Below are 22,066 nucleotides of genomic sequence, written 5' to 3'. Positions count from 1 at the left end.
GCACGGCTCGCTGGACAGCCAAGCGAAGCACCCAGAGTCTGGCGGATCTATTTGAGGTGCGAGTCGGCCCCGTAGTAGACAACCGCGATCCTCACGAGGGTCCTGAATCGCCGTTTCTCAAGGCCCGCGCCCTCCCTCCTGCTGGGGACGCCGGCGTGCCCAGGGAAACGCGCCGATTCTCGGGCCGTCTGCTGGAACCACCCTTCGTGGCAATACGACGCACATCGCGTCCAGGCCAAGGCACGGGCGGACACAGCCGCGGGGTCGGAGTCCTTATCACGGGGCACACTCCCGTCGCTGTTGACAACCACATCATCACGGCGCGACCGCTGGACGGGCAGGAGGAAACGTGCAGGGACCTCCTCAAGGTCTTGGCGTCCGAACCCGTGACCCGGTGGCTGGACGAGCGCATCAGGTGTAGACACCTCACGGTGCGGGCAGTCCGCGAGATCCCCCTGAACTTGACCTAGCTAACGGGCAGATGACCCTCTGTCGCTAACTGGATACGGCGGATAACATGCGTTCAGCTGTCCAGGTGACGCAAGACTGGGGCCGATCCACGGCCGCCACGGGGAGGTAGGGATGAGCCGACATCTACGATTCGCGCCGGAGATCCTCGCGCGCCTGGGTGAAGAGCTCGTCCCACACCCAGACCTCGGCGTAATGGAGTTGGTACGCAACGCCTACGACGCGGACGCAACCACCTGCACGATCCGCCTACTGGAAGCTGACCGGGCTGGCGGTACCCTCATCGTAGAAGATGACGGCACGGGCATGAACGAGGACAGCATCTATGACAGCTTCCTCCTCCTGGGTCGCTCCGCCAAAACTTCATCTCCGATCACTCCCGGCGGGCGACAAAAAGTAGGCGAGAAGGGCCTCGGCCGACTAGCAGCGCTACGCCTCGGAGCACATGTCGAATTAGAAACGCGACCGGCCAACACTCCCGGCCGGGCACACGTACTAATAATCGACTGGACTAAGTACGACTCTGTGCACGCCGTTGAAGACGTTCCACTCACCGTCGTCAACAAACCGACTTTAGAACCCCCAGGGACCCGTGTCACCATCAGCCAACTTCGCGAACCATTCGCTGAAGCGGACGTAAAACGGATGGCTCGGTCAGTTCTACTACTTACAGGACCATTTCCCGAAAATTCTCCGTTCCGGGCTATTTTTGTTTCGGATGAGTTCGACAAGCTACTCGCCGACACATCTCGCGCGTACTTGGATCAAGCAGACTTTCGCTTATTCGCCGAAATCGATCCAGAAGGGTACGCCAAAGCAACACTGTATGACTGGCGCGGCGAGATTCTTCACGAAGCCAGCCATGACATAGTGTCGCTGAATCGCAAGCGCGGCGGACGTGATGTTCATTTGCCCTTTGAGCTGGCGCCGCGAGCCAGCCTTGAACTCTGGATGTTCCTCAAAGGCGGAAAATCGCTCTCACCTTTGAAGAACTCTCCGGACAGGGAACGGGTTTGGCCATGGCTTGAGGTCGTAGGGGGCGTGCACCTAATTCATCGAGGGCTTAGGGTTACGCCCTACGGGGATCCAGGAAATGACTGGCTAGAGCTAAATGCCCGCCGCACTGGGAGTCCCGAGGAGCGCCCCTCGACCAGAACTGCAGTCGGACGAGTTGTCGTGGACGACGACACGCAAATTCTGCAGCCTAAAACCGACCGAACAGGCTTCGTTGAAACCCCCGCCTTCGTCGATCTAAAAGAATTTGCTATCAGAGCGACAGACTGGGCGGCGGCCGTCCGCCTGAAGGATGCTGAAGTCAGGCGTCGGCAGCAAGTACCTAAGACGCGCACACGGATGAAGACCGCCGAAGATGAACTCCGCAAGACCGTGCGCACCCTCCCTCCGCGATATAGAGAAATCGTAGAGCGCCAAGTAAACACATATCGTGGGGAAACCCAGCAACATGTTAAGGCTGTAGAGCGAGACCTGAGGCTCTATAGGACCCTGAGCACCCTCGGAACAAGTACAGCAGTATTTGCACACGAGGTTCTTGGACCTGCAAGTCGACTTACTCGAATGGTTAGAGCATTGGGTCAGCTAATTGGAAACAAAGTTGGCCAGGAAGCATACGACTCCGTCTTCGATGAACCCATGTCCCGCATTGGGCGATCATTGGACACGGTACAAGCCTTCGCCAACCTTTCCCTGGAGATGGTGAAAAAGAGGAAACGAGACTCCGCTGACGTAGATATCGACGCGGTCTGCAGGGAGGTGGTGAAACTATTCTCGCCGTACTTCAACGACCGAAACATTTCCGTACAAACTGAATTTGACAGTCAGTCAATGCGCGTTCGCAGCACCGTTGCAGAAATCGAAGCGATCTGGGCCAATCTATTGACGAACTCCGCGCATGCACTGCTACGTCAAGACATGCCCGATCGCGCCCGTGAAATCCTTATCCGAACCCAATACGGCGAAGACAGTGTCGTTCTTACCGTTGACGACTCGGGCCCCGGAATTCGGGACATGCCAATCGACGAAATCTGGTCACCTGGCAGGACCTCACGTACTGACGGCACGGGCCTAGGACTAACCATCGTGCGAGACGTAGTGGAAGAACTAAAAGGAAAGAACCTCGCCTTCGAGACAGGTGAGCTGGGCGGTGCTCGGATTATGGTCCGCTTGCCTGCACATCCCACTCGCACCGCCGATACTCCAGCTGGAGCCTCGTCGTGAATGTCGAACGGGGCGCGAGGCGGCCTCTGGACAGGCTCTTTCCGCGCACTCAGGTGCCGGCAGCAGGGTCTCGAGTAGCAGTAGTTGATGACGACCCTGAGGAGGCTTACGCCACAGGGATGGTGCTACGGCTAGCGGGATACGAGCCGGTTGAGGTTGCACCGCAAAGAGAAGCGGCCGAGCGCATGTTACAGCGCGTAACTGACAGTTGCGTGGCAGCTGTTTTCGACCACAGGCTAAATGGAAGGATTAATGTCCCGTTCGATGGCGCTGAACTCGCAAGCCTTGCTTCTCAGCGAGGTTTCCCGGCCGTCCTAAGCAGTACATACATCTCGCGGGACCAGGCGACCACCATCCGACTACGGAGGGCGGAAATTCCATGCCTCCTCGATAAGGATGAGCAGAGCGCAGAATCCATCCAGTCTGCATTCGAAGCAATTGTTGCAGAATTTCATGGCGATACTCCCAGGACAAGATTGGCCCTTCCAACGATCATTGAAATTGTTGGAGTGCACGTCAACGAGGAAATGCCGACTGCGGAGGTCTTGGTCCCTGCATGGCGCCCTTCGGTGGCCATTCAACTCCCTGCTGGCCTAATCACACAGGACACCGGACTGGGGCTTAACCAACTTCGAAATCGTTGGGTCGAAGCCGAGGTAAATTGCCACGCCGAGAGGGAGCGCGATCTGTTTTTCAGGAACTTCGCAATTAGTCCCGATCTTCCAGCAGACTGGATGCGACCGTGACCACATCTGCGGACCAAATCGTTGACACTCTGGAAGTAACTGTCCTCGATGTTGGACATGGAAACTGTGCCGTAATTCGCGACGGTACACGATGCGTGGTGGTTGATGCGCCGCCAGGTACGACCCTGTTCGACGAGTTAGAGCGCTGCGGAATCACGCACATTGACCATCTAGTCCTATCTCACAGCGACCTGGACCACATGGGCAGCGCCGTTAAGCTCCTCTGGGACACACGTTTCCTTGTCGGCATGATTTGGTATAACCCAGATGGCACCAAGCAGAGCAAAGCCTGGCAGAATCTAGCTAGGCAGGCGTACTTGCGGTACCGAGAGGGAGCACTACTCAACGGTCAGCGCAATCTCAATACAGCCTCCAGCGCAGACCTGGCATTTAGTCAGCGGGCGAATATTGAGGTTCTACATCCCGACCTCGAAATGGCCACACTCGGGCCCTCGGCGTCCGCCACCCCGATCGGGCGACTTACCGCAAACACGCTCTCTGCCGTTCTTCGGGTCTCTTTAAACGGCAGCCCCGCTGTACTTTTGCCTGCCGACATTGATGCGCTAGCTCTGGAGCGCATGATTTCCTTCGGCGTGGACTTAAAATCCCATGTACTTGTTTTTCCGCATCACGGAGGAAAGGCTAAAACATCCGACTCCCAAAAATTCGCCGCTACGTTATGTCAGGCAGTGGAGCCGGACCTCGTTCTTTTTTCGATGGCTCGCGGCGGCCGTTTTTCTAACCCTGACCCTGAAATGGTCTCAGGAGTGCGAAGCGCACGGCCCCATGCCCACATTGCCTGTACGCAGATCTCAACACATTGCCACCGGGGCACGCCGCCGCCAGCAGGAAATTCCCATCTCAGCTTGCATGCGGCAGCAGGTAGCTCAGCGGGTTCCTGTTGCGCAGGTACTGTGACTATTGGCTGGGGCAGCACTGGTCTTGAGACGACCCCATCGCCGCAACAGCACAAGGAATTTATACAGCTACTGGACCGCCCCCTTTGTCGTTCCGATTCCATTTCGCTTCCTGTACCACGTTCACGGGATGCCTCCGAAGACTAGTTTTCTGCGGATCTTTTGCTCTAATTCACCTAAAAGCGGTCCGCAGCAGGAAGGTCCCGTGCGATAGCGGCCGGCGGTGCGCCCTCGACCTATAGACCCGAGAAGAGATGGGCCTCACCATGGACCTCAGCACCATGGCTGGCCCTCAAGTGGGGTGTGTGGGGTCGGCTAACGGGTGGCTGACACGCCAGAGACCCGGCGGCCGGCCTTGGTCTTGAGGCGGTACAGCGGAGTTCCGGAGGCCAGGAGCTACGCAAACGGACAGCCCGATAGTGTCGGGCCCTCGGGGCACCTTGCATCAGTTGGGCGCCGGCCGGAGTCGGCATAGTGCATCGCAGTTTCAAGCCGTGGCCGGTCCCAGTCAGTTACGCGGCTCAACATCCGGACCGCCCGCAGAGGCAGGCGTCCCGGGGCCGGGTCCTTGCACTTTCGGTCTCCTCCTTATCCAGCCTCTGACGGCGGCTCGGTGGCCCCACTGAGGCGCTGGGCGCGGCGCCGGCGCCGGTCTCCCTCCTCGGCCTCGGCGATCGACTCCCACTCGTCCCGCTTGGCGGCCAACGATTCCCGGGCCTCCGTGAACGCGCGGTTCGGTTCCGGTAGTGCCTCCTCTCTCTGCCACGCCCCTACGCAGTCCACGGCATGGGCGACCACCCCGTGCAGCACCCACATGCGGGACCGACCATGGAAGGCGTACACCAGCCCGCTGTCCCACACCTCCAGCAAGTTCATGGCCTCTTTCAGGCGGTGGCGCACCTTCCTGTCCCGGATGGCGCCGATGGCCAGCCGGGTAGGCGCGATGTGGTCTTGCAGCTCCTCGTCCCACGTCTCCCGCGCCGCCGTGAACGCGGCGGCTGCCTCGGCGCTCATTCCCGGCTCCCAGTCGTCGGGAACGCCCCGGACGTGCTGGTGAAGGTCACCGAAAGCCTTCGCCAGTGTGGCCACGGCCTGGTCCTGCTTGGCCTCTAGTCGGGCCTGTCGGGCATCAGCCAGCGCCTTGTTCTGTGCCTGGCGGGTGCCGCCGTACGTGGCCGCCGCGCCAAACAGGGCGCCGACGAGTCCGGAAACGGGAGAGATCCAGTCCACGGCCTCAGCCCTTCTTGATCTGCTTGTAGAAGAAGAAGGCGGGTTGTTCGGCGGTCGGGAGCACCCATGACCGGCCCAGCAGGTCAGGCAACGGCTGGTCGGCCGGGAGAACGGTGAAGCCGTGCCGGGTGTAGAACTCGCGGAGCCGGGTGGTCTCCAGGTCCCGGGTGGCGTTGCCGAACCATATCCGTACGCCCCGCTCCCGCAGCCGTTCCTCCATCGCGCGGACGAGCGCTCCCCCGATACCTCGTCCCCGAAAGGTTTGAGCCACGGCCATCAGGTCCAGTTCGCTATGCCGGTCCATGACGGGCGCGTATTCCGGTCGCCTCATCATCGTCATGGAAATTGCTACCTGTGCCCGGCAGGTCAGGGCGGCGCCCGCGAGTCGGCCCGTCTCGGGGTCGTGGTAGCGCAGCACCAACGGCGCGTACAGGTAGTCGTGCTCCACCTTCGGGATGGCGTTTGGAGCGATGTCGTGGAACGTCCCATCGAACAGCGCCTGTACCTCGGCACGTTGGGCATCGGTCGTTGCCTCAGATATGGCCGTTTCAGTGCTCATGCGGCCAACCGTAGGACAAGCACGACACCCTGGCCCAGATCGCCGCCAGCTTCAGCATCTCAGTCGACACCGCCCCGGCTACACCACTTCGGTCAGCTACCTCCTCGCCGCCAGGACCCCGGCCTGCTCAGAGTGCTGCTCAATCACGACCCGACCTGCGGCTTGCGGAGCGCGTGCGGCGTACTTTCTGCGGCTCGATGACGGCCAGGACGTCCGCTCAGCTGCGCCCAAGCAGCAAGCCCCCACTCCCTTCATGCGTGAGCGATGCGTGAGCGGACGGTCCCACACAAGGCGTCACGAGCAGGATCAAGTACGACGCCGCGTGGCGCTGACCAGGCAGAACGGCACCACGCAGCAGACTCGGGCACTACCCGGCAAGGATTCGATCCCACTCCTAAAGCGGGTGTCGCAGGTTCGAATCCTGCCGGGGGCACCAGGCGAAAGGCCCCGGAACGATCATGGTCCGGGGCCTTTGGCGTCGGCCGCACGGCACTCCTCGCGGGCAGTCCCGGAGCCTGCCCGCCTTGCCGGCCGGGGCGCGGCCCCTGATCAGGCTCGGCCCGGGAGCGGGCAGGCCACCGGCCAGGGCCTTTTCAGTGGCCTCTATTCAGTACAAGCCCGCAGTGCCCGTTCCCAGTTCGGCCAACGCGGTGAAAGCCGCAGCCGTCTCGATCGCCCACCGTATTTTATTGAGGGCGCGTGCTGAAATTGGGGCGACCTGCCTATCGGAGTGCATAGCCAATGGCCTGGGCTGCGCCAATCCTGCCCATGCCCGCTGCTGCTTGTACGCCGCGTTAATCGGAAAAGAGATGGTGGAAATTTCCGCAATTAAGATTTCCCGGCGTACGCGCACGCGCACCGCATCGATGTCCCTGGTAGCACTTGCGATCGCGAGTGCTCCGCTGGCCTCTCAGGCCCAGGCCCTGGCCATGCCGCTGGGCGGCAACGCCCGCCAGGCACCCGGCGCTCCGGGGGTCCCGCAGGCCCCGGTCGCGGTGTTCGCCGAAGGCTTCGAGAACGCGGGTGAGACTCCGGTCTTCCTGGAGGACTACGTCGGTGCTCCACCGCTCGACGAGACGTACACCGCCGACTCCTCGTGGCTCGACCACGGGCAGTGCAACGGCATCATCCTCAATCAGACCGGCGCTATTCCGCCCGACTGTCCTGCAGTTCTGAAGGACATGGCCAATGCGCTGGGACAGGTGGGCGGAACCAATCCGCCGAGCAACCACGTGGTCGCGGCCTACACCAACTGGGTGGCGCCTGGCGCCGACCGGGTGGAGTTCCAGACCGAGCAGCCGATCCCGATCGCGAAGCCGAACCGCTACATCACCTTCGCGGTGGACGCAGCCGCCGTGAATTGCGACCAAGCGAATCCGCAGCTGAAGTTCTATCTGACCGGCAACGGTGCGGACATCCCCACCTTCACCACCCCCATCAATCCCTGCACCGACCCCAACGCGAAGTCCTATCCCGAAGGAAGCGGGTTGAGGGCTGGGACGTTCGCCGGCAACAGGGCCGTTCTGTTCAACGAAAGCCGGCTGGGCATCAAGATGCTCAATGGGCAGGGCGAATGGTTCGGCAATGACCACGCATTCGACAACATCCGGATCCTGGATGCGACTCCGCAGCTGGACAAGGCGTTCAGTCCTGCCACGATCGATCGGCGTGGCACCTCCACACTGACCATGACGGTGACCAACACCAGTGAACTGGCGGCGAAGGACGACTTCAGCTTCGTCGACCGTCTGCCCGCCGGGGTGAGGGTGGCTTCGCACCCGAACGCGTCGACGACCTGCGGCGACGGCACGGTCTCCGCGACGGCAAGAGGCACGCGCATCGCTCTGAACGGCGGCGACCTGGCCGCCGGCGAGAAGTCCTGCACCGTCACGGTGGACGTCACCGCCGCCAGGCCGGGCACCTACGTCAACCGCCCCGAAGCGATCACCGCGGTCGGCCTGGATCTCCCGGCCCCCGCGACCCTGACCGTCAACAGGAAGGCGGCAGCGGTGGGCACCGCGACGGGCTCGCCCGGTCTGCTCTCCGGCAATCTGGTGCAGGCCCCGGTGGAAATCCCGGTCAATGCCTGCGGCAACTCCGTGAACGTCGTCGGAGCGCTCAACCCGGCAGCGGGCAATGTCTGCGTCAACGAGTAGGTCGTGTCTCTTTGATGGGTGGTCAGCTGACCGGATGAGTATGTCCGGTCAGCTGACCAACGCTCAGTGGTCGGTTGTCGGTGGTGCGATCCGGTTCGTGGACGACCGTGGGCCGGACCTCGCTCCGCCTCTCTGTTGTCCTCATCCGGGCTCGTGGATGACCAAGGGTGCAAGAACAGCCGCGCCGGTTCGCTGAGCAGGGAAATCCGGTGGTCCCGGCTCGAAGGCGCCCATAGCATCCGCCCATGACCGAAGACACCGGGATCGCGGGCGGCGAGCACGACTCAGAGACTGAAAGGGAACTTTCCTGGCGTGCCAGGTCCGTCGGTCTCGCGGCAGTCGACATGGGCGACGCCGAGCTCTTGCACGGTTGGCGATCCGACCCGGTGATCGCCCACGAGATCGGCATCTGGCCGCGCTCCCTCACCGCGATGCGCGAGCGCATCGAGCGCGACAGTGACGATGACGATCGCGACGACTTCCTAGTCCTGCTCCCTGACGGCACCCCTGTCGGCCATATCGCGCTGAGCGGCCAGAACATCGTCAACGGCACGGCACAGGTCGAGCTGATGCTGGCTGCTCAATATCGCGGGCACGGCCACGGCACCAAGGCCCTCGATGCCCTGGTGGACCTGGCGTTCGGCGAACTCCCGATGCACCGCCTCACGGCAGAGGCTCACACCGACAACGCCCCCGCCCTCGCCGTCCTCGCCAGATCCGGCTTCGTGCACGAAGGCATCAGCCGCGCCGCCTGTCTTCATCGCGGCCGCCGCCACGACCGCGCCGTGTTCTCACTGCTCCGTCCCGAATGGGAAGAGCTGAACCGCCCTCGCGCCTGGGACGCCTGACCGGACCGAGAGAGTACTTGGCCATCTCCCGGCCCAGTACGGCGCGACACGCTCCGGCAGCCGCCCCGGGGCCTCTCGCACCCGCACGTGGAGCGGCTGCTCCGCCTCCTCGATCCGGCGCGCCATCCGGTCGTCGCCATGGGCGATGCCGTGTCACTGGCCGACTGAGCGGCCGCCGGGAGCGCCTGACCGCACACGCCGGTCGCCCACGGAGTCCGCGTAGTAGACCGACTCGGCCACGTGGAAAGCGAGCTGGCGGAAGGTCCACCCCGCCCCGGGCGACCGGTCGAGATCGTCGGGCGTCAGAGAGTCCAGGCGGGTTGCCCAGATCCTGGCCAGGCGGGTGAGCCGGCTGCGGGCCTCGTCGAGGTCGGCTCCGGTGAAGGGGGCGAGGTCGGCCGCGGTGGTGGTCGCCGAGGCGTGCCAGTGGTCGGGCTGTGTCTCCTCGCCGGCGAGCCGGGCCTCCATCTCGGCGAGGTGGTCGACCATGTGGTCGGCGACGCGGCGGATCGCCTTGTGCGGGGTGTAGAGCCGGTCGCCCGCGGGGACGGGGCGGCCGTCCCAGTCGGTCCAGGTCTCGGCGAGGGCCAGGACGTGGCCGACCATGGCCGTCAGGACCTGCGCGGGGTCACGGCCGTCCGTCGCCGGAGTCTCGTCAAGGGCGGTGTCGTGGGCGGTGTCGTGGGCGGTGGTGGGAGTGCTGGGGTCGCCGGGAGTGGCGAGTACGTGCTTCGTGTTCGTCATTGCTCGACGTTAGATCGGTGACCCTTCGGCACTCGCCGAACTGTTTCAGCGCAGTTCTTCCGGGCACGGCGTGCCGGGCGGCAGCTGGTAAGGGGCGGCCAGTCGGTACACACCCGGCCGCGGTGCGAGCAGTTCCGTCCACTCGTCGCCGTCCGCGTCCTCCTCGGCCTTGAACAGACAGCCGTTGGTGTTGACGAAGGTCCGCGGCGTGCTCTCGTCCGTGCGCTGCTTGGACTCCTCGGTCTCCTGCGGCCGCTCCACGCTCCGGCCCTCGCTGTCGACCACGGCGAGCCAGTGCGAGTACGGGATGCGGATCAGGATCCGGCCCGGCGTCTTCACATGGATGGTCAGCTCGTCCGCGCCGGCCTCGTCCACCGTGGCCGGCGGATCGGCCAGCGGCACCGGGCTGTCCACCTCGAAGAGCCGCCAGTTGGCGTCGGACCACACCGGCTTCAGATACGGCAGCCCCTTGTCGACCAGCTGCGCCTCCTGCACCGCGCCGCTGGCGTCCGGCCTTCCCTTGGGCAGCACCACGTAGTGCACCGCCCAGCGGTCGAGCCATTGGCGGTAGTTGGCGCTGTCCAGGGTGTCGTCGTAGAAGAGCGGGTTGCGCTTCATGTCCGCCTGCCGGTTCCAGCCCCGGGCAAGGTTGACGTACGGCGCGAGCGCGGACGCCTCCCGGTGGCTGCTCGCGGGCACGACCTCGACCCTGCCCCGCTCGGCGCCGACCTCCTGGAGCTCGTTGACCAGCGGCGCCAGCTCGCGCGCCCAGGAGGCGGTGGGGGCGGTGCGGACGATGTCGTCGACGCCCTTGAAGCCGATCCAGAAGTTCAGCCCGGCGAACGCGACGACCAGCGCGTACCAGCGCCGGGAGCGCGGCGTGGTGTACGGCAGCGCGGCGAGGAGCACCACTCCGGCGAACAGCATCGCCATCCGCGTGATGTTCGAGCCGATCTGTGAGTCGATCACATAGGTCAGCAGCGTCCCGACGCCGTACACGGCGGCCGCGGTGCGGACCGTCTTCCAGTCGCGCGGTACGAGGACGAAGACGAGGACCGAGAAGAGGAACGGCAGCGAGAGCGTGGCGATCGACATCGGCTGCGTACCGGAGAACGGGAACAGCCACGCGGACAGCGCCACCACCGCGACCGGCGCCAGGCCCAGCGCGTACGCTCCGGGGCGCCGCTTGTTCAGGAACAGCGCGGCGGCGACCACGCCCAGGAACAGCCCGGCCACGGGGCTGCTCGCCGTCGCGAGCGCGGCGAGCGGCGCGGCGACGGCCGCCTTCGCCCACCTCTTGTACCGCCAGCGGTAGGGCCAGCAGAACACCGCGGCCGTCGCACCCACCGCGAACATCATGCCGAGCCCGAACGTCACCCGGCCCGACAGCGCGTTGCACAGATACGCGAACGCCCCGGCGAGCGAGCAGGCCAGTGGGTTGCGGACGGCCCGGACCCGGACCAGGATCAGCGCGGTCAGCGCCGCCGACACGGTCCCGACGACCATCATCGTCGTACGGACGCCGAGCACCGACATCAGATACGGCGAGACGACGCTGTACGAGACGGGGTGCATGCCCCCGTACCAGGCCAGGTTGTACGCGGTCCCGGGGTGCCGGCCGACGAACTCGGCCCAGGCGTCCTGGGCCGCGATGTCGCCGCCGCTGTTCGCGAAGAAGAAGAACCAGAGCACGTGGGTGACGGCGGCGACGGCCGTCGTGATCGTCACCGGATGCCGCAGCAGCCGCTGGGTGCGGGCCCTGCGCGACGGGTCGGTGCGTGACGGGCCGGGCCCCGGTGGCCGGGCGGCGCCCGCGGCTTTTGTGTTCTCCCGGGCGGGCGCGGCAGTCCACCGCGTGCTCCCGCCCCCGACGTCGCTGCCCCTCGTGCCTGTGCTGTCGGCCGCCCCATGGCCGGGTCTCGGCTCCGCGGTGGTCACTACGGCTCTCCCCGTCTCCCCGAATCCGCCTGCCTCGTGCCCCGTGCACCGTGCACCGTGCACCGTGCACCCATGAGGACGCCGTCCCAGCGTCATCGAGTTGCCTCGGGACGCTAACACGTACGCAGTACAAAAGGGGGCGCCGGGATCGGCGCCCCCTTCCGTCGTCGGCCGTTGCGGCCTGCGGGCCGTTCCCCGTCGGCCGGTCAGCCGATCCGGGTCAGCTTGTCGCCGAAGGCCGGTTCGGCGAGGTCGCTCTGCAGCGCGACGGCCACCTTCACCTGGCTGGTTCCCTCACCCACGGTGAGCGTGCCCACGTGGGTGCCGGCCGCCGCCGAGGTCGGGATCGTCTTCCCGTCGTCGGTCAGCTCGATCCTGACCGTGAGGCCGGGCCAGCCGACCGCCGACACGTCCTTGGTCGCGACCACGGGGACACTGTTGCCGAAGCCGTCCGCGACGGTGCCGACGACGTCGCCCTTCTTCACGACCTTGGCGCCCTCCAGCAGGTCCTGCGTCGCGAGCATCACTTCCTTGCTCACCGCGTTCACGGTGTCGATGATGGCCGGCTTGTGCTGGCCCAGTACGGCGCCGACGATCAGCTGGTCGGTGTCGCCGACCATCTTGTGGGCGGCGAAGAGCAGGTTCCCGCCGGCCTTGCTGGTGGAACCGGTCTTGATGCCGAGCGCACCGTTGTAGGGCACGAGGGTGTTGTAGTTCCGCCAGTTCTTGCCCGACGGGTCGGTCCACGACGGCAGCTTGGTGATCTCCATCAGGGCCGGGATCTCCACCAGCTTCTGCCCCAGCTTCACCTGGTCCTCGGCCGAGCTCACCGTGGTCGCGTTGAGTCCGGACGGGTCGGTGTACGTGGTGTTCTTCATGCCGAGCGACTTGGCGGTCTCGTTCATCTTCTTGACGAACGCTTCCTCGGACCCCGCGTCCCAGCGCGCCAGCAGCCGCGCGATGTTGTTCGCGGACGGGATCATGATGGCCGAGAGGGCCTCCTGCTCGGTGAGCTTGTCACCGGCCGTCACGGTGTTCAGGGTCGACTCGCCCTCGGCGTCCAGCTTGCCGTCGGACTCCGCCTTGGCGTCGATCTCGATGGACGGGCCCTTCTCGCCCTTCTTCAGCGGGTGGTCCTTGAGCACGATGTACGCGGTCATCGCCTTGGCCACGCTGCCGATCGGCACGGCCTTCTGCTCTCCGAACGAATCCACCGGGCCCAGACCGGTCGCGGCCATGTAGCCCTGGCCCTCGTCGGGCCACGGCAGGGTCGGCTTGCTGCCCTTGAAGGTGTACGTGTCCTTCGCCGACATCTGGAGCGTGGGCTCCGGCAGCGGGCGCACCATCTGCACGATCGCAAAGGCGATCAGCAGGAGCAGCACCAGCGGGGTCCAGATCTTGACCCTGCGGACTGCGGTGCGGACCGGTGTCTCCGGCGGCGGAGGCGTGTTCGTCAGCTCGGCCAGCAGGTCGAGCGGCGGCTTCGGCGGCATCGGCTGCTGCGTGGTCCGCTCGGCGGTGGCCAGCGAGGCGGGAGCCGGTGCGGCGGAGGCGGCGGGCGTCTCCGGCTTACGGGGCGCGGGCGTCGCGGCCGGCGCAGGCCGTACGTCGTCCCCGCGCAGGGGCACGAACTTGCTGGTCCGCTCGGCGGCGGACTCGGGCTTCGGCTCGATCGGGGGGATCTTCAGCGCGGTCGTCGGCTGGTCGACGTGGGGTGCGGTGGGCGCCCTGAAGATGGCGGTCGGCTGATCGATTCCGCCCTTGTCGTCGGCGCCCTTTTCACCTTCGGCTTCGTCGGCCTCGGCCTCGGGGCCCTCGGCGCCGGCCTTCTTCTCCTCGGCGGAGGAAGCCTTGTCGTCCGCGTCGGGCGCCTCCTTCGCGTCCTCGGAGTCATCCGAGGGCTCGGCGGCGCTCGGCGCGGTCGCCGCGTCCGGAGTTACGCCCTCCGCATCCGCGTCGTCCGCGGCCCCGCCCTCCGAAGCCGCGGCCTTCGCTTCGCCGTCCTCCGCGCCCTCCGCACTCTCCGCGTCCTCGTCGCCGTCCTTCGACACCCAGGCGGCAACGGCCGCACGCAGCCGCGCATCGCCCGCCCCGGAGCCCTCGGCGGCCTTCGCCGCGTCGTCCCCGTCACCGACCTCGGCAGCGTCCTCGGCCGCATCCGGGCCCTCCGGCGCCTCAGCCACCTCGGCTTCGGCCGCGTCCGCGTCCTCGGGCGCCTCAGCCGCCTCAGGCTCCGCCTCCGGACCGTCTGCGTGCCTCCGGCTCCGTTCAGCCTCGTCGGCCTCCTCGGCGCTCACAGCGCCCGCAGCGCCCTCGGAGCCCGCGGCCCCGTCCGCATCCACCTTCGCGTCCGCGCTCTCCGACCGGGAACCGTCACCGGCCTCGGCATTCTCGCCGTCCCCGGCGCCGTCGCCATCCCCGGCCTTCTCGCCGACCCCGGCGACCGCGTCCGTACGAAAGACCGCCGTGGCCGTATCCGTCTCTCCGCTTCCGGCGGCCGCGTCCTCGGCGGACGATTCACGGAAGACGGCAAGCCGCGGATCGCTTTCGCTCCGAGCCGTACCCGACGACTTCTGCTGCTCCGACTTGTCGGGGGACTCGCCCGCCACCGATGCCTCCTCCATGCGGCACGGGGGACACCCCCGCGCTGTCCGAACCATCTACCAGTGTCCCGTGTGAACCACCGGCCCGGCTGCTAGACGAGAACGACATACCTACTGGTTCCCATACAAAGCACCCAGGCGCTCTCGACAGACCAATGTGAGAGGGGTCACCCTGTCATTCATCCACGCGGGGAGGCATGGATGGGCAGGAGCCGCAGAACAATTCCGGAGGAGCTTCTGCTGCTCGCTCTGGACCCGACCACGGGTACCACAGCGCAGCCGCAGTCGCTCGACCTCGGCCTTGCCGGGGCTCAGCTAGTGGAGCTGGCTCTGGCAGGACGGATAGCCCCTGACGGGGATCGTATCGCCGTGGTGATGCCACGGCCGACAGGAGATCCGACTCTGGACTCCGCACTGGAACTGCTGCGGCGACGCGGCAGCCCGGTTCGGGCGGTCCACTGGATTGGCGGGCCCCGGCTGGGGCTGCGTCAGATCTACCTCGCTCACCTGGAGCGGTGCGGCATGGTGCATGCCGTGGCGGGCCAGATGTGCGGAGTGCTGCCGACGACTCGCTACCAGGCGACGGACACGGCAATCAGCCGGGACATCAGAGCCAGGCTGGACAGTGCGATCCGCACCGGTGTACCGCCGGACCCGCGGACCGCGGCGCTCGCCGCGCTGGCCCACGCGGTCGGACTCGGCAAGCACCTGTATCCCGGGAACGAGGGGCGTTCATCGCGCTCCAGGCTCCGGGACCTGATCAGGCACGACCCCATGGGCGGACTCGTGGCGCATGCCGTGATGGACGTCCAGAACGGGGCGGTCGCACAGCCCCGCCGCAATCAGGCGGCCGGAGTTCCGTTGCAACCGCAAGTGCAGTCGCAGTCACGCCGCGGCAGCATGGCGCACACCGCGGTCCACTAGGCGCACCCCGCCCCGGGCCGCACCCTGCGCCGCGCGACCGCACCGCCGCGCGACCGCACTGCCGCAGGGCAAGCACAGCCGTGCGGCAAGCACCGTCGTGCGGCAAGCACGTCAGCACGGCGAGCACCAACCGAATACCGCCGCACCGTCGTCCCCAAGACCCGGTTCGGGAGCCGCACCAAGCGCGGGGCAGCCGGAATGTCGGCTGCCCCGCGCGCTTGCGTGTGGCCATTTCCCAGCGCGGCCGGGGCCGGGGGTGGCAATCTGCTGAGCAGTAGATACGCACAGCTACATAGCCGGAGGTGCCGTTTCCGTGCCGTCCAACGTCAATCCCACCGTCAGGCGACGCCGGTTGGGCCAGGAATTGCGCCGCCTGCGCGAACTCAAAGGCATGACGGCCGAGGAGGTGGCGGAGCGGCTGCTGGTCTCGCAGTCGAAGATCAGCCGCCTGGAGAACGGCCGCCGTTCCATCAGCCAGCGCGATGTCCGCGACCTCTGCGGGGTGTACGAGGTCGAGGATCTCCGGATCGTCGACTCGCTCATGCAGATGGCCAAGGATTCGCGCCAGCAGGGCTGGTGGCACGCGTTCGGGGACATCCCGTACAGCGTCTACATCGGTCTGGAGACGGATGCCGAATCCCTGCGGGTGTACGAACCCCAGGTGATCCCGGGCCTGTTGCAGACTCGGAGCTACGCCGAGGCGCTGATCAACGGAGCGCTGCCGGAGGCTCCGCCGTCCGACATCGACAAGCGCGTCAGCGTCCGGGCCCGCCGCCAGGACCGGATCACCGACCGCGAGCATCCGCTGCGGCTGTGGGCGGTCATCGACGAGTCCGCGCTGCGTCGGCTGGTCGGCAGCAAGCAGGTGATGATCGAGCAGTTGGAGCAGCTGGTCGAGCTGTCCCATCTGCCGCATGTCACCGTGCAGGTACTGCCGTTCGAGATGGGCGCGCACCCCGGAATCAACGGGCAGTACGCCATTCTGGAATTCCCGGACGCCGCCGATTCCAGCGTCGTCTACATCGAAGGCGTCACCAGCGATCTCTATCTGGAGAAGGCCAACGACGTGCAGCGGTACAGCGTCATGTACGAACACCTGCGGGCGCAGGCGCTGAATGTGGAGCAGACCCGGCACTTCATCACCGGGATCGTGAAGGACTACACCGGCCACAGCATCGGCTGAACGCCGGGAACCGGACGCCGGACGGTGGACGTCGCGCGCTGGACGCAGGACGCCCCGCAAAGTCCGGAATGAGGAAATTGAAGTGCTGCCACGGGAAGGGCGGCGGCAAGGTACACCGCCGCCCGCCCCGGGCGGAAGATCTACCTGGTATATACCACTCGGTCGAGTGAACGCGCCCTTCGCTCCAGGCCCTTGGCGAGTAGCGTCGATCACGCCAACCGGAACACTGTTGGTGTCATTCACGCGACTCTTTGAACCGGAGTGAACATGGCCATTCGTCAGGGTGCTACGGACAAGTGGACGAAGTCCTCGTATTCCGGGGGCAACGGCGCCTGCGTCGAAGTCAAGTCCCCTCTCACGCGGGCAATTGCCGTGCGCGACTCGAAGGCCCCCGAAGGCCCTTCGATCACGTTCGTCCCCGCCGCGTGGAACGCATTCGTGCGTGATGTCGGCAAGGGTGCGGTCGACGCCTGACCGATGATTTCCTGTTCGCATCGCGGCGCCGGGCCGGTGCTGCTGTCAGCCCTCTCGACTGGTCCGCCGTCCCGGCCGAGGGGGCTCGATGCTTTCCGACGGGAAACACCGGTGAAGCCGTTCAGCGCAACCGGTCCACGTACAGGTCGGTCCCCGGCACCGTCGGGACGAACGGTGCCACCAGCTCCACCCGCCCCAGGCCGGATTCCGCGACTGCCGCGTCGAGCCCGGTGAAGTGCCCGGCCCAGCATTCCCGCGGGTCCTCCTGGAGGAACCACAGCAGGGTCAGCCGGGTGTCGACGCCCTCGACCTGCTTCACATAGCTCATCCGGTCACCGGGCAGCGGCGTGGGCCGGAAGACGGTCACCATCGCCGCGGGCGAGCCGGCCAGCCGCTTCGGCAGATGCCGCGAACGCAGCCACTCCAGCAACTCGCCTCGCGCCTCGGCCGCTTCGGCGTCGATCACTTCGAGGACGAGCCCCCGGTAGGGGTGGTCCAGGGCGTGGAAGTCCCGTGGTCCCGCCGCACCGTCCCGGTAGACCGTCGCCTCGTGGTCCTGGAACGCGGTGAACACATGGGTCCGGGCCTGGTGGACCCTGCCGTCCCGGTTGAGCCTCTTGTTGATGCCGACGGTCCACTTCATATGGTCGTCGTAGCGCCCGTCCGTCACCCAGTACGTCGACAGGTAGCAGCCGGCCGTGACGGGCTGCGCGACCGCGGACGCCTCCGGGTAGCGCAGTTCCTGGAGCTCCCGGGTGGCCACCCAGCGCCGCCCGGCGAACATCCAGGGCATCGCCATCGCGCCCGCGTAGTAGTGATCGTCCTCGTACCAGCGGTTGTACGCGTACTCATGGCCCGGGTGCGGTTCCACCATGGTGATCAGCGCGTGACCGGGATGGACGCCGTACGGCCCCAGCGCGGCCAGTTCGGCGTAGGTGTCGCTCCGCGTCTCGTCGCTCATGCCGTTCCCCTTCCGTACTCCGCAGCGGCGTCCTACTCTGACGCCCCGTCAGGAGAACTGCCAGAGCCGGGAGGCCGCCGATGTTGCTCGCGGGGAAGACCGTCATCGTGTCCGGGGTGGGCACCGGGCTCGGGCACCGGGTCGCGGCGGCGGTCGTACGGGACGGCGGCGACGCGGTGCTCGGGGCGCGTACCGCCGCGAATCTCGCCAAGTCGGCCGCGGAGATCGACCCGGACGGCCGGCACACCGCCCAGCTGGCCACCGACATCACCGACGAGGCGCAGTGCGAGGCGCTTGCCGCACTGGCCCTGGAACGGTTCGGGCGGATCGACGCGGTGGTCCATGTCGCCGCCTGGGACAGCTATTTCGGCGGGATCGAGGATGCCGACTTCGCCACCTGGCAGTCGGTGATCGATGTCAATCTGCTCGGCACGCTGCGGATGACCCGCGCCTGCCTGCCCGCCCTCAAGGAGCGCGGCGGCTCGGTGGTGATCATCGGTACGCAGTCCTCGGTGGCCGCACCGACACAGGTCCAGCAGGCTGCGTACGCGGCCTCGAAGGGGGCGCTCACCTCGGCCATGTACTCCATGGCGCAGGAGCTGGGCCCGCACCGGATCAGGGTGAACACGGTGCTGCCGGGCTGGATGTGGGGGCCGCCGGTGCAGGCGTACGTGCAGTTCACGGCGCACAGCGAGGGGGTGCCCGAGGCCGAGGTGCTGGGCAGGCTCACCGAACGCATGGCGCTTCCGGAGCCGGCCACCGACGGAGATGTCGCCGAGGCTGTCACGTTCCTGGCCTCGGACCGGGCGCGGGCGATCACCGGACAGTCGCTCCTGGTCAACGCGGGCGAGCTGATGCGTTAGGCCTGATCCGGTAGGCCTGATGCGATGACCCTCCCCTTCTGCGCCGCACGGGACCCGCATCCCGTGCGGCGTTCCTCGTTTTCCTCTACACAGTCTGACGAAGTGCCCGCTCATCGTGTGGCCGCCGTCACGTCGGCGACAACGACCGTGTAAGTCAAGAGCAGGAAAAAACGTTCGAATCGCTGATCTGCGTTCACATCCCTGACCTTCGCAACCTTGACCGGGACACCGGGCAGACGGTTCAATCCCCGATGTCCCCGCTCCCGCACGGGGCCCCGCTGAACGGCCGTACTGGCGAAGTGCGCACCCCGTTCACAAGGCGGACCCCAGGAGGGGGCACATGAACAGTCTCGACTGGGTCGTGCTCATCGGCTACTTCGGCGTGATGGTCGCGATCGGGCTCTGGTCCCACAAGCGCGTGGACAACGTCAGTGACTTCTTCACCGCGGGCGGCAAGATGCCGTGGTGGTTGTCCGGCATCTCTCACCACATGTCCGGCTACAGCGCGGTGATGTTCACCGGTTACGCGGGCATCGCGTACCAGTACGGCGTCACGTCCTTCGTCACCTGGTCGCTGCCGATCGCCATCGGCATCGGCATCGGCGCCCAGCTCTTCGCTCCCCGGCTCAACCGGCTGCGCTCGCGGCTGCATGTCGCGTCGCCGCTCGAATACCTGAAGAACCGCTACAACATCCAGACGCAGCAGGCACTCGCCTGGTCCGGGCTGCTACTGAAGATCGTGGACGTCGGCGCGAAGTGGGCCGCCATCGCCACCCTGCTCTCCGTCTTCACCGGCATCTCCATCACCCAGGGCATCTTCATAACCGGCTGCATCACCGCCGTCTACTGCACGGTCGGCGGTCTGTGGGCGGACGCGCTCACCGAGCTGGGCCAGTTCGTCATCCAGCTCCTCGCCGGCGTCGCGATGCTCGTCACCGCCATGAGCGAGCTCGACGGCGTCAGCACCCTGTGGACGGTCTGGGACAAGCTGCCCGAGGGCCATACGGACCCGACGGCCGGCCCGTACACCGTGACCTTCCTGCTGGCGTATCTGTTCATCAAGACCTTCGAGTACAACGGTGGCATGTGGAACCAGGCGCAGCGCTACATGGCCACGGAGTCCGCGGCGGCAGCGAAGCGTTCGGCCCGGCTCTCCGCCGCGCTGTGGCTGATCTGGCCCACGGTGCTGTTCTTCCCGATGTGGTGCGCCCCGCTGCTGGTGCACGCGCAGAAGCCGGACGCCTCAGACAGCTACGCCCTGATGACCGAACAGCTCCTGCCACACGGTCTGTTGGGGCTGGTCGTCGTCGGCTTCTTCTCACACACGATGGCCATGTGCTCCTCGGACGCCAACGCCATCTCGGCGGTCTTCACCAGGGACATCGCCCCGGTCCTGGCCAAGTCCGCACGCGACTGGGGAACCCGGGCGGGCCTGCTGGCGGCCCGGCTGTCCACGCTCGGCTTCCTCGCCCTGTCGATGGCGCTCGCCACCCAGATCAACTCGCCGACGTTCAAGGACATCATCTCGGTCGTCATCAAGTGGGTCGCCGGTCTGATGGGTCCGATCGCGATTCCGTTCATGCTCGGCCTGCTGCGCGGCTTCCGCAGGTCCGGCCCGACGGCGGCGCTGACCAGCTGGGCGGCGGGGCTGCTGGCGTTCTACTTCACCAACTACGACTTCGACGGTTCGGTGAAGACGGATGTCGCGCTCCAGTACCAGGTGGCCCTGCCGCTGGCCATTTCGCTGGTCCTCTACACCGTCATCGGCTTCGTCAAGCCGGAGGACACCCCCGAGCGCGACGCGATCATCGAGCAGATCAACTCGGACGGTGACGGCGTGGCGGCCGGGGCGACGGTGCCGGATCAGGCCGGTCCGGGGGACGCGGTGGTCACGGAGGGCGTGAAGGACTGACGCTCGCCGCTCCGAGGGGTGGGGTCGGAGAAGAACGTGACAGATGGCCGGTTCAGTGTCACGTTGCTCTCCGACCCCTGCCCTCACCCGTGCTCCGGGGGCCGGCCGCACCCGCAGCGCGTGTCAGCCGCGCGGGTAGCGGGCCAGCCAGCCCGGTGCGGCGGCCGACGGGCTGTGCAGGGCCGGGCCCTGTGTCATCTCCATGGCGAAGTCGTCCGCGAGCTCCAACACCGTCGGCCTGCCCTCCAGTTCGGTGAGCCAGGCAGGCGGCAGCGCGGTCTCCCCGTGCAGCGCGCCGAGCAGCGCCCCGCACAGGGCCCCGGTGGCGGCGGAAGGCCCGCCGTGGTTGACGGCCAGCCGCAGCCCGTGGCGTATGTCCTCGCCGACCAGCGCGCAGTACACGGCAACGGAGAGAACCTCCTCCGCCGCGTCCGTGACGCCCAGCGACTCGATCAGGGCGGGCCCCGGAATGCCCTGGCGCACGGTGCCGAGGGCCTGTTTCAGCGCCTCGGTGACCGGTTCGTGCCCCGGGCGCTCCGCGAGCAGGGCCAGCGCGTGCTGGACGGAGCCGTCCAGGGTCTCGCCCCGGACCAGGCCGTGCACCATGACGGCGAGGGCGCCCGCGGAGAGCAGTGCGGTGGGGTGGCCGTGGGTCTGGGCGGCGCACTCGACGGCGAGTTGCAGGACGAGCTGGGGCTCCCAGCCGACGAGCAGCCCGAACGGTACGGACCGGGTGAGGGCGGCCGAGTCCCGTGCCTGGGGGTTCTTGGGCTGGTCGAGGGTGCCCATGGTTGTGTCGCCGAGCCCCGTCAGGCATTCCCGGGTCGGGCCGCGACGGGCGTACAGCCACTCCTGCAGGGCCAGCCAGCCGTTGTCCTCGCGGCGCTCGTCGGGCCCCCAGTCGTGCTGGGTGGCCGCCCACCGCAGATGGGCCCGGTGCACATCGGTGGGCGGGTGCCAGGCCCCGGTGTCGCGGCGGACCTGGGCGCGGATCAGACCGTCGACGGTGAAGAGGGTGAGCTGGGTAGCGGCGGTGACGGTGCCGCGTCCGCCGAACGCGGGTACGAGGTCGGTGACCGCGTCGGTACCGTGCGCCGCCCGGATCTCTTCGAGCGTGAGCCCGTCGACCCCTGCCCCGAGCGCGTCACCGATGGCCCCGCCCAGCAGCGCGCCGCGCACCCGGCTCCGGAAGTCCTGCTGCTCGACACGGCCCCACACAGCCGTGGTCCCTGTGCTCACCGTGGCCCTCCCCCGTCGGTCGGCACACCGGCCGACCTGCGACTGCGCAGCACTGTAATGGAACGG

The 22,066-nt window shown here is 66.7% G+C and carries 16 protein-coding genes; 9 read left to right on the top strand and 7 right to left on the bottom strand.

The window, feature by feature from the left end:
* The first annotated feature begins 582 nt into the window (after positions 1-582).
* Together ACIRJP_RS17330 and ACIRJP_RS17325 are read left to right on the top strand one after the other, a co-directional pair.
* Entirely contained in the window at positions 583-2,703 is a 2,121-nt protein-coding gene (locus tag ACIRJP_RS17330; protein WP_404174218.1) for an ATP-binding protein, read from the top strand.
* Between the two features lie 742 nt (positions 2,704-3,445).
* Positions 3,446-4,513 (top strand): ComEC/Rec2 family competence protein, encoded by a 1,068-nt coding sequence (locus ACIRJP_RS17325; protein ID WP_404174215.1) that lies wholly within the window; start codon positions 3,446-3,448, stop codon positions 4,511-4,513.
* A gap of 441 nt (positions 4,514-4,954) precedes the next feature.
* Here the strand turns inward: ACIRJP_RS17325 and ACIRJP_RS17320 are convergent, their stop codons facing one another.
* Together ACIRJP_RS17320 and ACIRJP_RS17315 are read right to left on the bottom strand one after the other, a co-directional pair.
* Complete coding sequence (locus ACIRJP_RS17320; protein ID WP_404174212.1) at positions 4,955-5,596, bottom strand: hypothetical protein; 642 nt, start codon at positions 5,594-5,596, stop codon at positions 4,955-4,957.
* Between the two features lie 4 nt (positions 5,597-5,600).
* Positions 5,601-6,155, bottom strand: a complete 555-nt coding sequence (locus ACIRJP_RS17315) for a GNAT family N-acetyltransferase (RefSeq protein ID WP_404174209.1) — start codon at positions 6,153-6,155, stop codon at positions 5,601-5,603.
* A gap of 623 nt (positions 6,156-6,778) precedes the next feature.
* Here ACIRJP_RS17315 and ACIRJP_RS17310 point away from each other — a divergent pair.
* Positions 6,779-8,311 (top strand): chaplin, encoded by a 1,533-nt coding sequence (locus ACIRJP_RS17310; protein ID WP_404174206.1) that lies wholly within the window; start codon positions 6,779-6,781, stop codon positions 8,309-8,311.
* 245 nt (positions 8,312-8,556) lie between these two features.
* Complete coding sequence (locus ACIRJP_RS17305) at positions 8,557-9,159, top strand: GNAT family N-acetyltransferase (RefSeq protein WP_404174203.1); 603 nt, start codon at positions 8,557-8,559, stop codon at positions 9,157-9,159.
* Between the two features lie 153 nt (positions 9,160-9,312).
* Here ACIRJP_RS17305 and ACIRJP_RS17300 read toward each other — a convergent pair whose 3' ends face one another.
* From ACIRJP_RS17300 to ACIRJP_RS17290, 3 genes are all read right to left on the bottom strand, one after another.
* Positions 9,313-9,765: a hypothetical protein gene (locus ACIRJP_RS17300; RefSeq protein ID WP_404174622.1), complete on the bottom strand. Its 453-nt coding sequence runs from the start codon at positions 9,763-9,765 to the stop codon at positions 9,313-9,315.
* Between the two features lie 183 nt (positions 9,766-9,948).
* Positions 9,949-11,841 (bottom strand): MFS transporter, encoded by a 1,893-nt coding sequence (locus ACIRJP_RS17295; protein ID WP_404174200.1) that lies wholly within the window; start codon positions 11,839-11,841, stop codon positions 9,949-9,951.
* A 206-nt stretch (positions 11,842-12,047) separates the two neighbouring features.
* Positions 12,048-14,450: a D-alanyl-D-alanine carboxypeptidase gene (locus tag ACIRJP_RS17290; protein WP_404174197.1), complete on the bottom strand. Its 2,403-nt coding sequence runs from the start codon at positions 14,448-14,450 to the stop codon at positions 12,048-12,050.
* A 195-nt stretch (positions 14,451-14,645) separates the two neighbouring features.
* Between ACIRJP_RS17290 and ACIRJP_RS17285 the strand changes: the two genes are divergently transcribed.
* The 3 genes from ACIRJP_RS17285 (at position 14,646) to ACIRJP_RS17275 (ending at position 17,025) form a co-directional block, all read left to right on the top strand.
* Positions 14,646-15,368, top strand: coding sequence for a GPP34 family phosphoprotein (locus ACIRJP_RS17285; RefSeq protein WP_351252991.1), 723 nt, complete (start codon positions 14,646-14,648; stop codon positions 15,366-15,368).
* A 313-nt stretch (positions 15,369-15,681) separates the two neighbouring features.
* Complete coding sequence (locus ACIRJP_RS17280) at positions 15,682-16,551, top strand: helix-turn-helix domain-containing protein (protein WP_404174194.1); 870 nt, start codon at positions 15,682-15,684, stop codon at positions 16,549-16,551.
* A gap of 267 nt (positions 16,552-16,818) precedes the next feature.
* Positions 16,819-17,025 (top strand): DUF397 domain-containing protein, encoded by a 207-nt coding sequence (locus ACIRJP_RS17275; protein WP_388585185.1) that lies wholly within the window; start codon positions 16,819-16,821, stop codon positions 17,023-17,025.
* A 121-nt stretch (positions 17,026-17,146) separates the two neighbouring features.
* Here ACIRJP_RS17275 and ACIRJP_RS17270 read toward each other — a convergent pair whose 3' ends face one another.
* Positions 17,147-17,986 carry a hypothetical protein gene (locus ACIRJP_RS17270; RefSeq protein ID WP_404174189.1) on the bottom strand — a complete coding sequence of 280 codons (840 nt, stop codon included), beginning with the start codon at positions 17,984-17,986 and terminating at the stop codon, positions 17,147-17,149.
* A gap of 80 nt (positions 17,987-18,066) precedes the next feature.
* On the opposite strand from ACIRJP_RS17270, the gene ACIRJP_RS17265 reads away from it, so the two are divergent.
* Positions 18,067-18,849, top strand: coding sequence for an SDR family oxidoreductase (locus ACIRJP_RS17265; RefSeq protein WP_404174186.1), 783 nt, complete (start codon positions 18,067-18,069; stop codon positions 18,847-18,849).
* Positions 18,850-19,189: 340 nt separating this feature from the next.
* Complete coding sequence (locus ACIRJP_RS17260) at positions 19,190-20,761, top strand: sodium:solute symporter family protein (protein WP_404174183.1); 1,572 nt, start codon at positions 19,190-19,192, stop codon at positions 20,759-20,761.
* Between the two features lie 123 nt (positions 20,762-20,884).
* On the opposite strand, the gene ACIRJP_RS17255 is transcribed toward ACIRJP_RS17260, so the two are convergent.
* Positions 20,885-22,000: an ADP-ribosylglycohydrolase family protein gene (locus tag ACIRJP_RS17255; RefSeq protein ID WP_404174180.1), complete on the bottom strand. Its 1,116-nt coding sequence runs from the start codon at positions 21,998-22,000 to the stop codon at positions 20,885-20,887.
* Positions 22,001-22,066 lie beyond the last annotated feature (66 nt).

The sequence above is a fragment of the Streptomyces sp. NPDC102437 genome (genome assembly GCF_044765565.1).
GTDB lineage: Bacteria > Actinomycetota > Actinomycetes > Streptomycetales > Streptomycetaceae > Streptomyces.
This window is presented reverse-complemented; position numbering and strand designations above follow the sequence as displayed.

Excerpts from the sequence above, each read along its gene's own strand:
- ACIRJP_RS17330 (WP_404174218.1), top strand. The coding sequence starts at position 583 with ATGAGCCGACATCTACGATTCGCGCCGGAGATCCTCGCGCGCCTGGGT.
- ACIRJP_RS17315 (WP_404174209.1), bottom strand. The coding sequence starts at position 6,155 with ATGAGCACTGAAACGGCCATATCTGAGGCAACGACCGATGCCCAACGT.
- ACIRJP_RS17305 (WP_404174203.1), top strand. The coding sequence starts at position 8,557 with ATGACCGAAGACACCGGGATCGCGGGCGGCGAGCACGACTCAGAGACT.
- ACIRJP_RS17300 (WP_404174622.1), bottom strand. The coding sequence starts at position 9,765 with ATGGTCGGCCACGTCCTGGCCCTCGCCGAGACCTGGACCGACTGGGAC.
- ACIRJP_RS17285 (WP_351252991.1), top strand. The coding sequence starts at position 14,646 with ATGGGCAGGAGCCGCAGAACAATTCCGGAGGAGCTTCTGCTGCTCGCT.
- ACIRJP_RS17275 (WP_388585185.1), top strand. The coding sequence starts at position 16,819 with ATGGCCATTCGTCAGGGTGCTACGGACAAGTGGACGAAGTCCTCGTAT.
- ACIRJP_RS17270 (WP_404174189.1), bottom strand. The coding sequence starts at position 17,986 with ATGAGCGACGAGACGCGGAGCGACACCTACGCCGAACTGGCCGCGCTG.
- ACIRJP_RS17265 (WP_404174186.1), top strand. The coding sequence starts at position 18,067 with ATGTTGCTCGCGGGGAAGACCGTCATCGTGTCCGGGGTGGGCACCGGG.
- ACIRJP_RS17260 (WP_404174183.1), top strand. The coding sequence starts at position 19,190 with ATGAACAGTCTCGACTGGGTCGTGCTCATCGGCTACTTCGGCGTGATG.